The 15,961-nt window shown below is 42.8% G+C and carries 15 protein-coding genes; 5 read left to right on the top strand and 10 right to left on the bottom strand.

The features are described 5' to 3' along the window. Window positions 1-36 precede the first annotated feature (36 nt). Window positions 37-732: a DUF2799 domain-containing protein gene (locus VQ643_RS07090; RefSeq protein ID WP_414198771.1), complete on the bottom strand. Its 696-nt coding sequence runs from the start codon at window positions 730-732 to the stop codon at window positions 37-39. Between the two features lie 223 nt (window positions 733-955). On the opposite strand from VQ643_RS07090, the gene VQ643_RS07085 reads away from it, so the two are divergent. Next, window positions 956-1,576 carry a rhomboid family intramembrane serine protease gene (locus tag VQ643_RS07085; protein ID WP_414198770.1) on the top strand — a complete coding sequence of 207 codons (621 nt, stop codon included), beginning with the start codon at window positions 956-958 and terminating at the stop codon, window positions 1,574-1,576. 159 nt (window positions 1,577-1,735) lie between these two features. Here the strand turns inward: VQ643_RS07085 and VQ643_RS07080 are convergent, their stop codons facing one another. Beyond that, entirely contained in the window at window positions 1,736-2,827 is a 1,092-nt protein-coding gene (locus tag VQ643_RS07080; RefSeq protein ID WP_414198769.1) for a glycerol dehydrogenase, read from the bottom strand. Window positions 2,828-3,081: 254 nt separating this feature from the next. Between VQ643_RS07080 and gltS the strand changes: the two genes are divergently transcribed. Continuing rightward, on the top strand, window positions 3,082-4,425 hold the full coding sequence (gene gltS / locus VQ643_RS07075; RefSeq protein WP_414198767.1) for a sodium/glutamate symporter: 1,344 nt from the start codon (window positions 3,082-3,084) through the stop codon (window positions 4,423-4,425). A gap of 73 nt (window positions 4,426-4,498) precedes the next feature. Here gltS and VQ643_RS07070 read toward each other — a convergent pair whose 3' ends face one another. From VQ643_RS07070 to VQ643_RS07035, 8 genes are all read right to left on the bottom strand, one after another. Continuing rightward, complete coding sequence (locus VQ643_RS07070; RefSeq protein WP_414198766.1) at window positions 4,499-4,912, bottom strand: hypothetical protein; 414 nt, start codon at window positions 4,910-4,912, stop codon at window positions 4,499-4,501. 71 nt (window positions 4,913-4,983) lie between these two features. Then, window positions 4,984-5,295, bottom strand: a complete 312-nt coding sequence (locus VQ643_RS07065; protein ID WP_414198764.1) for a hypothetical protein — start codon at window positions 5,293-5,295, stop codon at window positions 4,984-4,986. A 312-nt stretch (window positions 5,296-5,607) separates the two neighbouring features. Further along, a complete protein-coding gene (locus tag VQ643_RS07060; RefSeq protein ID WP_414198762.1) occupies window positions 5,608-6,429 on the bottom strand; it encodes an enoyl-CoA hydratase in 822 nt (273 codons plus the stop codon). Between the two features lie 46 nt (window positions 6,430-6,475). Continuing rightward, window positions 6,476-7,663 (bottom strand): acetyl-CoA C-acyltransferase, encoded by a 1,188-nt coding sequence (locus VQ643_RS07055; protein ID WP_414198760.1) that lies wholly within the window; start codon window positions 7,661-7,663, stop codon window positions 6,476-6,478. 8 nt (window positions 7,664-7,671) lie between these two features. Then, the gene (locus VQ643_RS07050) at window positions 7,672-8,439 is read right to left on the bottom strand and encodes an SDR family NAD(P)-dependent oxidoreductase (protein ID WP_414198758.1); all 768 of its coding nucleotides are present in this window, start codon (window positions 8,437-8,439) and stop codon (window positions 7,672-7,674) included. A gap of 15 nt (window positions 8,440-8,454) precedes the next feature. Continuing rightward, window positions 8,455-10,137 (bottom strand): AMP-binding protein, encoded by a 1,683-nt coding sequence (locus tag VQ643_RS07045; protein ID WP_414198756.1) that lies wholly within the window; start codon window positions 10,135-10,137, stop codon window positions 8,455-8,457. Window positions 10,138-10,350: 213 nt separating this feature from the next. Next, complete coding sequence (locus VQ643_RS07040) at window positions 10,351-11,364, bottom strand: AraC family transcriptional regulator (protein WP_414198754.1); 1,014 nt, start codon at window positions 11,362-11,364, stop codon at window positions 10,351-10,353. 8 nt (window positions 11,365-11,372) lie between these two features. Then, window positions 11,373-12,269, bottom strand: a complete 897-nt coding sequence (locus tag VQ643_RS07035; protein WP_414198752.1) for a LysR substrate-binding domain-containing protein — start codon at window positions 12,267-12,269, stop codon at window positions 11,373-11,375. 144 nt (window positions 12,270-12,413) lie between these two features. On the opposite strand from VQ643_RS07035, the gene VQ643_RS07030 reads away from it, so the two are divergent. The 3 genes from VQ643_RS07030 (at window position 12,414) to VQ643_RS07020 (ending at window position 15,947) form a co-directional block, all read left to right on the top strand. Beyond that, complete coding sequence (locus VQ643_RS07030) at window positions 12,414-13,919, top strand: CoA-acylating methylmalonate-semialdehyde dehydrogenase (RefSeq protein ID WP_414198750.1); 1,506 nt, start codon at window positions 12,414-12,416, stop codon at window positions 13,917-13,919. 72 nt (window positions 13,920-13,991) lie between these two features. After that, entirely contained in the window at window positions 13,992-14,879 is an 888-nt protein-coding gene (gene mmsB, locus VQ643_RS07025; RefSeq protein ID WP_414198749.1) for a 3-hydroxyisobutyrate dehydrogenase, read from the top strand. A 3-nt stretch (window positions 14,880-14,882) separates the two neighbouring features. Further along, window positions 14,883-15,947, top strand: coding sequence for an enoyl-CoA hydratase/isomerase family protein (locus tag VQ643_RS07020; RefSeq protein WP_414198747.1), 1,065 nt, complete (start codon window positions 14,883-14,885; stop codon window positions 15,945-15,947). The last annotated feature ends 14 nt before the right edge of the window (window positions 15,948-15,961 follow it).

The raw sequence follows: 15,961 nt of genomic DNA, 5'->3' as shown, positions 1-15,961 counted from the left end.
CATTTAAGCACATTCTCTTATATGATCTTTAGCAATCTATTTTCTTGGCATCTTTGCTATTTTTTCTTTATTTTTCTCTTCATTTAATTGAAGCTGAGTGGTATATTTTGCAATATCAGCATTTTGTTGACTTTTGTTTTGATAGTTATAATTCAACTCTTCTTTATTTTTAGTTCTTGCAAGATAATCATTCTTTCGATCACCACGCTCAAATTCACTATTTATATTCTCTAGATCATAAGTTTTCTTATCGAGTTCATAAAGGGTATTTATCGCATCTGATAAGTTTCGATTTAAAGAATACCACTCTACCCCTAAACTATGTGCTATCTTCAAATTTTTGCGAATAGTTTCGGATACTGAGCTACAATTAGACATATTATAATGTTCACCCTGTTTGCCGATACGATAAGCTTCTTCGTACTCACAATATTTACTCCTTCCTTTTGTATACCCTGCATTCCAACGCGCTTGGTCTATAAATATATTATATGGGTCGCATATAAATTTATAGTGTAAAAACCCTCCTTCAGGAGATTCATTTTTTAGTGAACTACGCTCACCAAAAAACTCAGGATTACTGGCGATATTTTGACAAGATGTAATTTCATATGATTTTTTTTGTTCAATAGATGATTTATTAAGCATCCTCCCTAAAACCAGATTAGGAGACTCGCATCCTAGTAATGATGAAAAAAAACCAATTATAACAATCCTTATTATTACGTTCATTTTTATCACCCTTACCTTTCATTAGGAAATAAATAGCCTAAGCATGTTAGCCGCTAACTACCAATCTTAAAAAATATATTTTAAAATAATTTAAAAAAATATTTTTTAGCGTTAAAATTCTGCTCTTAGGCTTAGCAATGCATTTTTATCATTTATTAGTTTGTACGAATTGACTAGAGTATCCTGACCTAACGTCCATTTTAAAAAGACCGTTTTCAATCCTATGCTTATCTCAAAACAAACCGCTAAGGCACTTTTTATCGCTAGTTTACTAGTAATTAGCATTTGGTTGTTTTATGGCATCCATAAGCTATTCCTAAGCGGGCAGTGTATAGGTGTTCTACCCTTATCAGTACAAGGTTTACCTGGCATTTTGTTGTCACCTTTACAGCATGGCGATTTAAGCCATCTTATTAGTAACACAACACCCCTATTTTTTTCTTGTTTTTTGCTCTTTCAGTTCCACTCACGTTTAGCAAGCTATGTATTAGTGCTTGGCTGGTGGTTATCTGGCACCTTACTCTGGACCATTGGCGGCATTGGCATAGCTCAGCCTTATATTACAGCTTGCCATATTGGTGCTAGCACTATTATTTATTTACTCTTATCTTATTTGTTTTTTAGTGGTTTATTTCGACGAGAACCCGTTAGCATTCTACTATCGATACTGGTTTTATCTTTGTATGGTGGGCTAGCCTACTTTATACTGCCCATGCACTTTTTTAATGACAACGTGCCCAGCAATCTTTCATGGCAAGGACATTTAGCGGGCGCTCTTATTGGCTTACTGCTTGCTTACCTATTTCGTTCCTTTGCCAGAGTTACCACCTTATCTAATACCTAATGAAACACTATTATTTACTTTCTATCCTTTTTTTAGTGATAGGTTTAGCCTACTTATTCTATGAAAGCCAAAGTTTAGGCTCGTTTATTGGTTTTCTTACTCGCATTGTTACTATATTTTAGTTTGTGAGCGCCAACATAGCAGGCGCTCAGCATAAAACTAACCTCGCCCAAGCTCATCAGCCACTAAAATAGCTGCGGCTACTTCATCTTCAATAACAGCAAAAGGCATATTATGGATTGTCTCACCTTCAACGCAGGTAGCTTTAGCAACTTGCATTGCCTTCTCAAAGATATCATCACTATCCACCCCTAAGTCAGCTAAACAAGTTGGTAAACCAATTTGCTGACAATAGCCAATCACAGTATCAATTTCATGGGCATCGGCATTTTCTAAGATTAGCTGACAAAGCACGCCAAAGGCTACTTTTTCGCCATGCAACATTTCATGGGTTTCAGGCAATACAGTTAAGCCATTATGAATCGAATGCGCAGCCGCTAAACCACCACTTTCAAACCCTATGCCACTTAGATAGGTATTAGCTTCAACTATATTCATCAAAGCTCTTGAAGAAAGCCCTTGTTCTGCGGCTATGACCGCTTTTAATCCATCTTCAAGCAAAGTGTGATAACAGAGCTCGGCTAATGCCATAGCCGTCAATGACTGTTGCCCTCCTGCAATAGTCGCTTTATTACTTCTAAAATTTGCCCTCGCTTCAAAGTAGGTTGCCAGCGCATCACCAATACCCGCCACTAACAAGCGCACAGGCGCTTTAGCTACTATATCTGTGTCTACCAACACTAAATTGGGATTTTGTTTCAAGAACAAATACTCTGAGAATTGTCCTTCCTCAGTATAGAGCACAGACAATGCGCTACATGGAGCGTCTGAAGAGGCTGCCGTTGGCATAATTACCACGGGTAAGTCTGCATAAAACGCAACGGCTTTAGCCGTATCTAAGGTTTTACCGCCACCAATACCTACTATGACTTTTAAGTTAGATTGCTTGACGAGTGCCAGTTGTCGCTCCACTTCTGCACGGCTGCACTCCCCCTGAAATGGGCTAAAATGCGCTTTATAGGCTTGTGCTTGAAAGCTATGTTGAAAGGAAGCGCCATACTGCTCAAAAATAAAAGGATCAATTAAAACATAGGCGCCTTCAGCGGCTAACACCTGGCAGTGCATAGGCAAATTTGTCAGTTCGCCAGCACCCTGCACGTACTTAGCAGGAGATTGAATAGCAATAGTCATAGAAGGATTCCTTTTTTAGCGGATAACGACAAGATTCATAGTACAAATATAAAGAGAAAGAAAAGTGACCCGCACCAATAAAATAGCTTTCGATTTGTCAGAAAATCAGTCACTGGCTATTCATAATAAGACTAAAAATTCATAATAAATATATAATGACTACATAGTCTTTTATATGATCAACAATGTTTTTTTATCCAAAAGGTAGCTAATGAAGTACAATCAGCCACTTTTCATAAATAATGGGTGTAATTATGTCTACTGCTAACACTGTGACCGAGGTTACAAGCACAGCCGCAGAAGCTATAAGCTCAACAGTAGCAACCGCAGCCGAAGTAACTCAAGCTGTGGCAGAAAATGCCATCACACTAAACGGTTACTACACACTTATCCTTGCTACTATTGTCTTGCTATTCGGTCGTTTTTTAGTAAAGAAAATCCGCGTTTTAGCTACCTTCAACATTCCTGAACCTGTTGCTGGTGGCTTAGTAGCAGCTACCTTTATCTTAATTTTTCACCAGTTCAATGAAGTTGTAATCAACATTGATACTGATATGCAAACAGCATTCATGCTGATGTTCTTTGCGTCTATTGGTTTAAGTGCTGATTTTTCACGCCTAAAATCAGGTGGCAAACCATTAGTCATATTTACCATACTGGTAGCAGGATTTATTGTTCTGCAAAACTTTGTAGGCTTAACGCTTTCTTCTGTATTAACCCCAGACCAACCATTAGTAGGTATTATCGCTGGTTCTATTACCTTAGTGGGTGGACATGGTACAGCTTTAGGATGGGGCGATACCTTACAAACCAATTTTGGTATTGAGGGCGCTAAAGCCATTGGTATTGCTTGCGCCACCTTTGGTTTAGTCGCAGGTGGATTAATTGGTGGCCCTGTTGCTCGCCGTTTAATCAAAAAAGTACAAACGCCTGATCCGCTTGCCAATAATCTAGACGACAACTCGCCTTCTGTTATTTTCGAGCGCCCTCATCGCACTCGTTTAATTACAGCAGACGCGGCCATTGAAACCTTAGCCTTATTTGCGCTTTGCTTAGCCATGGCAAATGGTCTTGACAGCATGATGGCTTACGTTAAGGCTACCTACTACCCGAAATCAACCTTCGTTATTCCAACCTTCGTTTGGGCATTGGCGTCAGGTGTAGTAGTACGTAACGTATTGTCGAGCATCTTTAGCGTGACTATTTTTGACCGCTGCGTGGATGTTTTCGGTAACGTTTGCTTATCACTGTTTTTAGCCATGGCATTAGTTGGCCTAAAACTATGGGATATTCAAGGCTTGGGCGTTCCTTTAATTATTATCTTAAGCGTGCAGACGCTGGTTATGATTCTGTTTGCCTACCATATTACCTTCCGCGTAATGGGCGCTAACTATGACGCGGCTGTTCTTGCAGCTGGCCATTGTGGTTTCGGTATGGGCGCTACACCAACTGCAGTGGCTAACATGCAGGCGGTTACTCAGCGCTTTGGTCCATCACATAAAGCCTTCTTGATTGTGCCGTTAGTTGGAGCATTCTTCGTTGACTTACTCAACGCAGCCATCTTGACAGGTATTACGTCTTTACCGTTCTGGAAATAATACACCAGATCTAACAGACTCCGAAAAGTATGCGCAACTTTTCGGGGTCAATTCATACTGTTGGCTTTGAGGGTTATTTGTGTTTAGGCAAATTACTTTTTAAACTACCAACATCATATCCCATCATAAATAGACTTGCCTCAAACGCATGTAATCTAGATTTTTGATCAGCAAATAAATTAGATGCTTTATCTAAAACAGCCTGCATAATCCAACCTAATTTAATAGAAGCAGATACCCACTGCTGCGTATTCTTTCTATCCATTCTAGTATGAGATCCAACTATCAGGTTTTCAGTTAATCCTTTTACGGTACGTATTGATCTTTGATCAAGCACAGGAAAAACTAACTCACTTGGAACACACTTCCAGCTCAATTGTTTTTGTTGTCTGTATAACTCAACTAAACACGCTATAGCGGCAGCTACCCTAGAATCATATATAGGCAATCCGTCCTTTGCTTGCAATGAATACACTTTAGTTAACATTGAGTTCATCATTTCTACAGTAACAAGCTTGGTTAAATCCGTTGTTTCTAATGCAATACATTTTTGCACGCTTAATAGATAATCAACGAGTAATCCTTTTTTGTGTCAATTGCTACTTTAAGTTTATTACCTAATTGTTCTAGGCTAGCTTGTGTAGTTAGCCAATCGCTAGATTTAACTTGCTCTCCATTAAGCGCCCAGCTTGATACCCATTTATAGTTTTCAAGTAGTTGTTCTAAACCTACTAAAACCTTGGTTAAGCCCGAAGGAACAAATTTAGAGCTTTTAATGCAAAGTGATATTTCTAGTTTGTCATGATTTTCAGCTAGCCAATCTACAAATTTAGCAACCTCTGGGTTAGCTAAGTATTGTGTTTTGTTCATAAATATCCTCCATGTAATTTCTAAAAATCATCACTACTTGCTTCTAGCTTATTACTCAAATTAAATCAAATACCACAAAAATTAGAGTGTAATTCGGAGCAAAATACTTACTCTTAAAAATATTTTATACAATTAAGCCGTTACATTAATGATCTATATAGCCAACAGTTAAGAACTATTAAATAGTGCAAAGTGAGGCGTTCTATATGGAAAAGCAAGTATCTAAGCAGATTTTATCAAGGACTATTTTAGTGGAGAAATAAAAACCGCATGGTTTTCCAACACATGCGGTTTTAAAATACATAAAAAATATTAACGATTCTTCCAATTCGCTTTACGTTTTTCTAAAAACGCATTAACACCTTCAGTGGTATCTTCAGCGTCAAATAGATCGACAAATAATTCGCGCTCAGAAGGTAGCCAATGATCTGGTGCTTGAGTGCGTGCACCTTGAATCAATGGCTTGATTTTGCGTACCGCTACTGGGCTTTGGTTGGCAACTTTCTCAGCGAGTACTAAAGCAGTGCGTAAGGCTTCGCCTTTACTTACGACTTCTTCCACTAAACCAATTTTTTCAGCCGTTTTAGCAGTTATGCGCTCGCCGCATAGCATCATGCGTTTTGCCCAACCTTCGCCCACCAACCAAGGTAATTTTTGCGTACCACCAGCGCAAGGCAATAAGCCCACAGTAGCTTCTGGCAAGGCCATTTGTGCTTGTTCCTCGGCAATACGAATATCGCAAGCTAATGCACATTCTAAACCGCCACCCATGGCATAACCGTTAATGGCCGCAATACTAACACCGCGATAATTTGCCAACGATTCAAACGCCTCGCCAAAGCGACGCGCCATTTCACGTGCTTTTGCTTTATCGCCACCTGCAAATAATTTAAGGTCAGCGCCAGCACTAAAGAACTTTTCGCCTTGTCCTGTTACTACCAGCGCGTAAATATCATCATCTTGATTGAGATGCTCTACAATTTGCTTAATGCCCATCAGCATTTCAGCATCCCACGTATTGGCCGCTGGGTTGTTTAGTGTTAGCAAGGCTGTATGCCCATGTTTGGCTAGCACTAACTTATCCGTTACATGTGTTAGTTGTTGTGGATTGTACTTCTCTAATTCTTGGCTCATAAGATTACCCTTAATCTACAAAGATAGGCGTGCTAAACGCCTTCAATTAATCCATGCACTCAAGTGCAATCGCTGTTGCTTCACCGCCACCAATACAGATAGCTGCAACACCAATTTTCTGCTGACGCTTACGCAAGGCGTGAATCAGGGTGACTAAAATACGCGCTCCTGACGCACCAATAGGATGCCCTAGTGCGCAAGCACCACCATTAACGTTTACTTTATCAGTTGATAAACCAAGCTGCTGAGCCGTCGCCATAGTTACTACTGCGAAAGCTTCGTTAATCTCAAAGAGATCTACCTTATCCAACGACCAATGCAATTTATGCATTAGATTATTAATTGCACCAATAGGCGCTGTAGGAAACAAGTGCGGAGCATTCGCAAAAGAAGCATGGCCATGAATACGAGCTAAGGGTTTTAACCCACGTTTTTGTGCTTCACTTTCACGCATCAGCAGCAAAGCCGCCGCCCCATCCGAAATAGAACTAGAGTTGGCGGCTGTTACTGTTCCATCTTTACGAAAAGCTGGTTTTAGTGTTGGAATTTTCTCTAAATTGGCTTTAGGTGGCTGCTCATCTGTACTGATTTCAATACTACCCTTACGACTTGTTACGCTAACAGGCACGATTTCAGCTGCAAAGGCTTTGGATGTAATCGCTTGATTTGCTCGAGTAAGCGATTGCTTAGCAAAGTCATCTTGCTGTTCACGGGTAAACGAAAACTCACTAGCACAATCTTCTGCAAAAGTGCCCATAAGCCGACCTTTATCATAGGCATCTTCTAAGCCATCAAGGAACATATGATCAGTCACTTTGCCATGCCCCATACGATAGCCAGCGCGAGCTTTATCTAGTAAATAAGGTGCATTGGACATACTTTCCATGCCGCCAGCTACTACTATTTTGGCACTGTCAGCCAAAATCATATCGTGCGCACTCATTACAGTTTGCATACCTGAACCACACATTTTATTGAGTGTAGTACAAGGTACCGACGCTGGTAGCCCCGCCCCTAATGCTGCTTGGCGAGCTGGAGCCTGTCCCAAACCAGCAGAGAGCACACAACCAAAGAGTACTTGGTCAATATCTTGCCCTTTTAACTGAGCGCGCTCAACCGCAGCTTTAATGGCAGCTGCGCCTAACTCTGGCGAAGTTAGACTGCTAAGCTCCCCTTGAAAACCGCCCATAGGAGTACGTACAGCAGAGACAATTACTATAGGATCTTTTTGCATAATCACTCCTACTTTACCGCCATACGTAAAGCACCGTCTAAACGAATAACCTCACCGTTTAGCATGGTATTTTCAATTATATGGCAGGCTAATTCGGCATATTCGCTTGGGCGGCCTAACCGCGGAGGAAAAGGCACATCGGCACATAATGAAGCACGTACTTCATCTGTCATACCAGCCATCATTGGCGTTTCAAATACCCCTGGGGCAATGGTCATAACACGAATGCCACTGCGTGCTAACTCGCGCGCCGCAGGCAAAGTAAGGCTAACTACAGCGCCTTTCGAGGAAGCATATGCAGCTTGGCCAAGCTGGCCATCATAAGCGGCGACTGACGCGGTATTAATAACAATACCGCGCTCACCATCGGCATTAGCGGTTTGCTGTGCCATTTGCTCAGCTGCTAAGCGCAACATATTAAAGGTGCCAACCACATTTACTTGTAGCACTTTAGTAAAAAGCGATAAGTCATGCGCTCCATTACGCCCCAAAATGCGAGAGGCACCTACAATACCAGCACAGTTTACTAAGCCATTAAGCTTACCAAAGTGCGCCACTGCTTTTGCAATGGCGGCTTTGGCTTGCTCTTCATCACAGATATCTGCACAAAGCGCTAAGGCGTGTTGACCGAGCTGCTTAGCTTGTTCTTCTACTGCTTGTTGATTCATATCGAGCAGTGCCACTTTCGCACCATGCTCAATTAGCCGTTGCGCGGTAGCTGCGCCTAATCCAGACGCGGCCCCCGTTACTAAAAATACGTTTTGTGCAATCTGCATTTGGTTTTCCTTTAATTAAGCATGTACCGCTTGTTCTTTCTTTTCTTCGTTAAGCTTGTTGATCTCTTGTAAGCGCAACATAAAACGCTGCACTTTGCCGCTTGGCGTTTTGGGTAATTCTTTAACAAACTCAATTTCACGTGGATACGCATGGGCAGCTAGACGATTGCGTACATGCTTACGCAACACTTCTGCTAACTCAGGGCTAGGATTAAAGTCATTATGTAAAATCACAAAAGCCTTGATGATTTCGGTTCGCTCGGGGTCAGGCTTCCCGACTACAGCCGCCTCAATAACCGATGGATGCTCAATCAAAGCGCTTTCTACATCAAACGGACCGACACGATAACCTGAAGTGGTAATCACATCATCTGAACGTCCCACAAAGCTGATACTGCCATCTTCATTAAGCTCTGCCGTGTCGCCCGTAAAGTAATACTTACCTTTAAAGGCTTTGGTTTCGGTATCTTTATAACCATTGAACCAGAACATAGGTGAGTGATCACGATCTACAGCCAACATGCCAGGCTGCCCTGCTGGTAATTCTTTGAGCGTTTCTTCATCCACTACCACAATACGATGCCCAGGTGATGAATAACCTGCTGCGCCTAAATGTACAGGGTGCGCTAGACCATGGTGGTTACATAACACCATGCCCATTTCAGTTTGACCATAATGGTCGTTAATCACTACACCAAGATTCTCATCAAACCAACGAATCACTTCTGGATTTAATGGTTCGCCAGCACTACTTACCACACGTAACTGGCCACGTAGACGATCTGCAATATTTTTACCGCCTGCAATCACCATACGATAAACCGTAGGTGCGCCTGCTAAGTTAGTAACCTTGTATTTTTTGATAACATCAATACTGCGATCAATATTGAACAAGCCATCAAGGAACAAAATAGGCACGCCCATTGATAGCGGGCCTGTAATCCCAAAATACAAACCATACGCCCAACCTGGATCTGCCACGTTCCAGAAAGAGTCAGTTGGATGCAAACCAACAGCATCTTCCATATAGCGATGGAATGCAGCAACTGCTTTTACAGGTACTTCAATAGGTTTTGGCAAGCCTGTTGTGCCTGAAGTAAACATTAATAAAAAAGGTTCTTCGCCATAGAGCATGACAATTTCACACTCGTCCTCTTGATGGTGCATTTCTTCCCAGAAGCTAAAATCACCTTGGAAAATACCTAAGCCTTTATCTTCTGCAACCGTCATAACAGCTGGACAATTCTCTATCTGCGCTAGCTTTGAGCGATTATCACGATCCGTCACTACCAATTTGGCTTTAGAAATACTCAGCCTATGCTCAATCGCCTTAGGCCCAAATGCAGTAAACAATGGCTGATAAACAGCGCCAATACGCCACGCACCTAAAATAACAATTAATAGTTCATGCGTACGCGGCAACAAACCTGCCACCACATCACCTTTGCGAATGCCTTGTGATTTTAGAAAATTAGCAAAGCGTGCAGATTCTTCTTTAAGTTGAGTAAAGGTGTAACGGAAAGACTCATTATTCTTAGTTTCAGCAAATAGCCCGATACGCCCAGGTATAGCGTGCCTGTCACAACATTCGTAACAGGCATTCATGGCATCATAGTTACCGCTGATAGTGCGCTGAATCGTTTCTGCTAAGTCAAATTTCTGATAAGCAGTGTAATAGTCTTGCTCAAATTGGGTCATGACGACCTCCCTGCGATGTTATTTTTGTGATGGCGGTGCAAGAAACTTGAGACTCGATAGTCGCTATCTGTGTTTTCACGCTCAATAGCTAAAAACATCAAATTCATTGAGCGATTTGGACAATATTCGAAGAAACCCCTTAAATACGTGCCTCATCAAAGCACTTTTAAAAATGTCGACTACAACCGAAGCCGACTAAAGTTGCAGCTAGAATTAACCTAACAGCAATTGTCTATAGTGCCCGGGCTGAGTTCCTGTCCATTTACGAAAAGCTTTATAAAAAGCACTCACATCGGCAAACCCCAGCTCATTAGCGATATCGACAAAGCTTTTTTGAGTATCAGCTAAGGCACGCATTGCTTGGTTAGCACGTAGTTTGTCTTTAATTTGCTGAAAGCTTTGCCCTTCTTCGGCTAAACGTCGACGCAGTGTGGCCACTGAAATATGAAAATGCTCGGCTACTTGGTCCGCATCTGGCCATAAACTAGGCGTTTGCTGGTTTAATAAGTGCCGTGTTTTACTGGTAAGACTAAGAGGGTCACGGTACTTAACCATGATGTTGCGGGGGGCGTTATTAATAAATCGCTTTAATTCATCAGCGCTACGGCGAATGGGCTGCTGTAAGCAGTCAGCGGCAAAAATAATGCGTGTTTGTGCTTTACTAAAGCTTAAATTTTCAGAAAACATTAAGCGATAGTCATCTGCGTTTTCTGGTTTTTCACAGCGTAATTCCACTGCCAAAATAGGCACACGCCGACTCGCTAACCAACAGGTTAAGCCATGCACATACATCCAAAAAGTAAAATAACAAAAGGGACGAAATGGCTCCTCTTGGCTTTCATTTAACACAATCTCTGCAACGCTATGTTGCTGAATTAAATAGGTTGTTTTGTTGGCAAAAATTAATGATAAAAATTTAAGTGCCTGCTCAATGCCTTGCTCCACCGTATGTTGTTGCATGGCAATCTGTGCCATAAACGCAAAGCTTCCTGGTTTCATTGTACGAGCATCCATCCAACAAAACTCATCATCTAACGCCCGCGCGAGAATACGCCAAAATACCGCAAACTGGCGAATACTCACCTGACCATCAGCGCCATGAATAATATTTTCTGGTAACTTGGCGCGTTGTAGAATAGGCACTACGTTGATTTGTCGCCTTATAGGCTCTTGTAACGCTTGGCGCACAAACTCAAAAGGTACGCTGCCCCTTACATCCCATGCCATAGGTTCTCCTAATTGGCTTTACCAAGTAGCTGATCTTGTAATTTTTCGGCTTGCTCACGTAAAAACTTCCAGGTACTGCGCATACGCGCAATATCTTTTAATTCTGTTGGCATCAGCATCCAAAAGGTGCGAGTAAATTCCACCTCACCTGCCAGCACTTGCACTAAGCGTGGATCCTTTTGTGCCGCAAAAGCAGGCAAAATAGCAATACCTGCCCCAGCTGCAACCGCTTCTTGCTGTGCTAAAACACTGGTTGAACGCCAATTAACCAAGGTATTTTTTGCCAAACCATCTAGAAAAAACAATTCTTTGGAAAACAGCAAGTCATCTACATAACTTACAAAATGATGCTCCAGTAAATCTTCTTTTTTCGTAATTGGCCGATGTTGCGCTAAGTATTCAGGCGTTGCATATAAACGCAATACATAGTTAGTTAAACGTGTAATTATGAACGGTCCGCGCTCTGGTCGTTCCAGTGTGACAACAATATCCGCTTCATTACGAGACAACTGAACTGCCCGCGGCAAAGCTAGCAAATCAATTTTTAAATGTGGGTAGCGCATCCCTAGTTGCGCTAATTGGGGCGCTAGTAACAAAGTGCCGTAACCTTCGGTAGCACCAATGCGCACTTGCCCCGACAGCTTTTCTTCACGATTAGGCATTGCACTGGCAATTGCCACGTAAGCACTTTCCATTGCTTCGGCTTGTGGTAATAATTCGCGTCCTGCCTCGGTTAATTTGTAGCCATCAGGTTCACGCAAGAATAAAGCGCGACCTAGACTTTTCTCTAATGCCTGTATGCGTCGCGATACTGTGGTGTGATCCACCGCCAAACGTCTTGCGGCTATGACTAAACGCCCTGCCCGCGCGAGTTCTAAGAAAAATCTTAGGTGGTCCCAATCCATCAAAGTCCCCTTATGCCAAAGTAGAATCTGCAAAAATGCACAGCGAATCTGCAGTCACTCGTATTGTTCTTTGCAAATTTGCACTGTTAGCATCAAACCACAGCTTGTATCTCAATCACAAAAAAATTAACAGCTGAGGTGCCCATGAGTTCTACCATTCCAACAGTCAAATTACTCATCAACGGTGAGTTTGTTGAGTCTAAAACCAAAGAGTGGCGCGATGTGGTTAATCCTGCCACGCAAGAAGTGCTAGCCCGTGTTCCTTTTGCCACTGCCGATGAAATTCAAGCAGCGGTTGCCAGCGCTAAAGATGCCTTTAAAACATGGCGTAAAACGCCCATTGGAGCGCGCGCACGCATTTTCTTAAAGTACCAACAACTAATTCGTGAAAACATGAAAGAGTTGGCAGCCATTCTCACAGCTGAACAAGGTAAAACCTTACCTGATGCCGAAGGTGATGTATTCCGTGGGCTTGAGGTAGTTGAGCATGCCGCCAGCATTGGTAATTTACAATTAGGCGAATTGGCTAATAACGTAGCCAGCGGTGTAGACACCTATACCGTATTACAGCCTATAGGTGTTTGTGCAGGTATTACACCATTTAACTTCCCCGCTATGATTCCATTGTGGATGTTCCCAATGGCCATTGTGACGGGCAACACTTTCGTACTTAAGCCTTCTGAGCAAGATCCTATGGTCACTATGCGCCTCGTTGAGTTAGCGCTAGAAGCTGGGATTCCCAAAGGTGTACTAAACGTTATCCATGGTGGTCCAGACGCAGTGAACGCTATTTGCGACCATAAAGATATTAAAGCGGTGTCCTTTGTTGGCTCATCCCACGTAGGTACTCACGTTTACAATCGCTCATCATTAAACGGTAAGCGCGTGCAGTGCATGATGGGGGCGAAAAACCACGGCATTGTGATGCCTGACGCCAATAAAGAACAAACCCTAAACGCCATTGTGGGTTCTGCTTTTGGCGCTGCTGGTCAACGCTGCATGGCATTGCCTGTGATTATTCTGGTAGGTAAAGCTCAAGAATGGCTACCTGACATTATTGCAAAAGCCAAAACCCTTAAAGTCAATGCAGGTTGTGAAGCCGATACCGATGTAGGTCCTGTGATTTCACAAAGCGCGCTAAAACGGGTTAATGGCTTAATTGATAGCGGCGTTGAACAAGGTGCGCAGCTGGATTTAGATGGCCGTAACCCAGTGGTTAAAGGCTATGAAAAAGGCAACTTTGTTGGCCCTACTATTTTCTCAAAAGTAGATCGTTCAATGCGTATTTACCAAGAAGAAATTTTTGGTCCTGTATTAACTATTCTAAACGCTGACAACCTTGAGCAAGCGATTGACATCATCAACGAAAACCCTAACGGTAATGGCACCGCCATATTCACTCGTTCTGGCGCAGCCGCGCGTCATTTCCAAGAAGATATCGACGTAGGCCAAGTGGGTATCAACGTACCTATCCCTGTACCTGTACCTATTTTCTCCTTCACAGGTTCACGTGCTTCAAAACTAGGTGATCTAGGTCCATACGGCAAACAAGTAGTGCAATTTTATACTCAAACCAAAACAGTTACGGCCCGCTGGTTTGATGATAAAGAGGAAGCAGGCAGCGTAAATACTACGATTAGCCTCAAGTAAAGCCCAATGCGCCTTGTTCCCCTGCAAGGCGTATTTTCCGTCACAACACGAACAAGATTACGGAGCGCAATTATGCATATTGGCTTTTTAGGATTAGGTAACATGGGCGGCCCAATGGCGGGCAATCTGATTAAAGCTGGTTTTACCCTAAGCGTATTTGATTTATCAAAAGATGCTGTTAACAAACTCGTAGAGCAAGGTGCCACAGCGGTCACTTCACCTAACCAGTTTGCTCAACAACAGGTCGATGTGGTGATTAGCATGCTACCTGCTGCACCTCATGTTAAAGGCGTATTTTTAGGCGAGGATGGCTTATTAAAGCACCTTCAAAAATCTACTTTAATTATTGACTGCTCAACCATTGACCCGCACAGCGCGCGTGAAGTTAATAAAGTTGCCACTGAACTCGGGCATAAAATGCTTGATGCTCCTGTTTCTGGTGGCACCATGGGTGCACAAGCAGGTACGCTAACCTTTATGGTGGGCGGTACTGATGCTGATTTTACTAGTGCTAAAAGCATTTTAGCGGCCATGGGGAAAAATATTGTCCACTGTGGCGCTTGCGGTAATGGCCAAGCTGCTAAAGTAGCCAACAACATGCTGTTAGGTATCTCCATGATTGGCGTTGCTGAAGCCATGGCGCTAGGCGTTTCGCTAGGCATGGATGCAAAAGTATTAGCGGGTATTATCAACACCTCAAGCGGTCGCTGCTGGAGCTCTGAAATCAACAACCCATTCCCAGGCGTCTTAGAAAATGTACCTGCTAGTCGCGGCTATACTGGGGGATTTGGGACAGACTTAATGCTCAAAGATTTAGGTTTAGCTACCGAAGCGGCGAAACTGTGCAAGCAACCTGTGATCATGGGTGGTATGGCACAGCAACTTTACCAAGCCTTTAGTCTACAAGGTAATGGACAGCTGGATTTTTCTGCCATTATCAAGCTTTATCATAAGGAATAATTTATGAGCGATTCAGCCTTAGTGCTAGCGCAAGTGCGCAATCATGTAGGACATCTTACGCTTAATCGGGCAGCGAGCTTGAACTCACTGAACCTTGAGATGGTTCGCTTATTGCAGCAACAGCTCAGCGCATGGGCTGATGATGCCAAAGTTTATGCGGTAGTCCTACGCGCAGAAGGCGAAAAAGCATTCTGCGCTGGCGGCGATATACGCGCCTTATATGACAACCACTTAGCTGGCAACAAAGACAACGAAACCTTCTTTAGCGAAGAATACGCGCTTGATCTATTTATCCATAACTACAACAAACCTGTAGTTGCGCTGATGGACGGCTATGTATTAGGCGGTGGCATGGGCTTGGTACAAGGGGCAAGCTTTCGTGTCATTAGTGAAAATACCCGTATGGGCATGCCAGAAACAGGCATAGGCTACTTTCCTGATGTCGGTGGTAGTTATTTTTTATCACGCCTTGCTGACCATATTGGCACCTATATGGCTATTACGGGCAATCCTATTAAAGCGGCTGATGCACTGGCGGTAGGCTTAGCCGACTGGCATTTACCTAAAGAGCAATTTGCCGAGTTTGACCGTTGTTTAGATCATATGTCATGGAATGGACATCCTAATGAGGCTATACGTAGTTTGCTGGAAACGCTTGCGCACAAAACCATGGATGGCAGCGAGCTGCTTAAACTAAAACCTGCTATTAAAAAGCATTTTTCTGTTGCTGATGCAAAAACCATTTATCATTCATTAAAAAATGAAACTGATCCTAGCTACGCACAATGGGCTGAAAAGATTGTTAACACGCTCGACAGTCGCTCCCCTTTAGCCTTGGCTACAGCGATCGAGTTAGTCAAGCGTGGCGCTCAACTATCACTGGAAAACTGTTTTAATCTAGAATTTCATCTTGACTGCATCTGGTTTGATCAAGGTGACATTATGGAAGGCGTGCGCGCTCTGATTGTTGATAAAGATAAAAATCCAAAATGGCAGCACGCACATATTGATGACGTACAACAAGAACAAGTCCAAGCGCTATTTGCAGGTTTCACACCTAGCCTTTAAGCGCTCGTCTAGGA

The organism is Pseudomonas sp. F1_0610, assembly GCF_047470865.1.
Taxonomy (GTDB): Bacteria; Pseudomonadota; Gammaproteobacteria; order Pseudomonadales; family Pseudomonadaceae; genus JAZDRH01.
The sequence above is the reverse complement of the archived record's forward strand: the minus strand, read 5'-3'. Positions and strand labels throughout refer to the sequence as shown.

Bases quoted from the DNA above. Each gene is read 5' to 3' on its own strand.
- VQ643_RS07060 (WP_414198762.1), bottom strand. From the start codon at position 6,429: ATGAGCCAAGAATTAGAGAAGTACAATCCACAACAACTAACACATGTA.
- VQ643_RS07020 (WP_414198747.1), top strand. From the start codon at position 14,883: ATGAGCGATTCAGCCTTAGTGCTAGCGCAAGTGCGCAATCATGTAGGA.
- VQ643_RS07085 (WP_414198770.1), top strand. From the start codon at position 956: ATGCTTATCTCAAAACAAACCGCTAAGGCACTTTTTATCGCTAGTTTA.
- gltS (WP_414198767.1), top strand. From the start codon at position 3,082: ATGTCTACTGCTAACACTGTGACCGAGGTTACAAGCACAGCCGCAGAA.
- VQ643_RS07035 (WP_414198752.1), bottom strand. From the start codon at position 12,269: ATGGATTGGGACCACCTAAGATTTTTCTTAGAACTCGCGCGGGCAGGG.
- mmsB (WP_414198749.1), top strand. From the start codon at position 13,992: ATGCATATTGGCTTTTTAGGATTAGGTAACATGGGCGGCCCAATGGCG.
- VQ643_RS07045 (WP_414198756.1), bottom strand. From the start codon at position 10,137: ATGACCCAATTTGAGCAAGACTATTACACTGCTTATCAGAAATTTGAC.
- VQ643_RS07080 (WP_414198769.1), bottom strand. From the start codon at position 2,827: ATGACTATTGCTATTCAATCTCCTGCTAAGTACGTGCAGGGTGCTGGC.
- VQ643_RS07040 (WP_414198754.1), bottom strand. From the start codon at position 11,364: ATGGCATGGGATGTAAGGGGCAGCGTACCTTTTGAGTTTGTGCGCCAA.
- VQ643_RS07065 (WP_414198764.1), bottom strand. From the start codon at position 5,295: ATGAACAAAACACAATACTTAGCTAACCCAGAGGTTGCTAAATTTGTA.
- VQ643_RS07090 (WP_414198771.1), bottom strand. From the start codon at position 732: ATGAACGTAATAATAAGGATTGTTATAATTGGTTTTTTTTCATCATTA.
- VQ643_RS07030 (WP_414198750.1), top strand. From the start codon at position 12,414: ATGAGTTCTACCATTCCAACAGTCAAATTACTCATCAACGGTGAGTTT.
- VQ643_RS07070 (WP_414198766.1), bottom strand. From the start codon at position 4,912: ATGTTAACTAAAGTGTATTCATTGCAAGCAAAGGACGGATTGCCTATA.
- VQ643_RS07055 (WP_414198760.1), bottom strand. From the start codon at position 7,663: ATGCAAAAAGATCCTATAGTAATTGTCTCTGCTGTACGTACTCCTATG.
- VQ643_RS07050 (WP_414198758.1), bottom strand. From the start codon at position 8,439: ATGCAGATTGCACAAAACGTATTTTTAGTAACGGGGGCCGCGTCTGGA.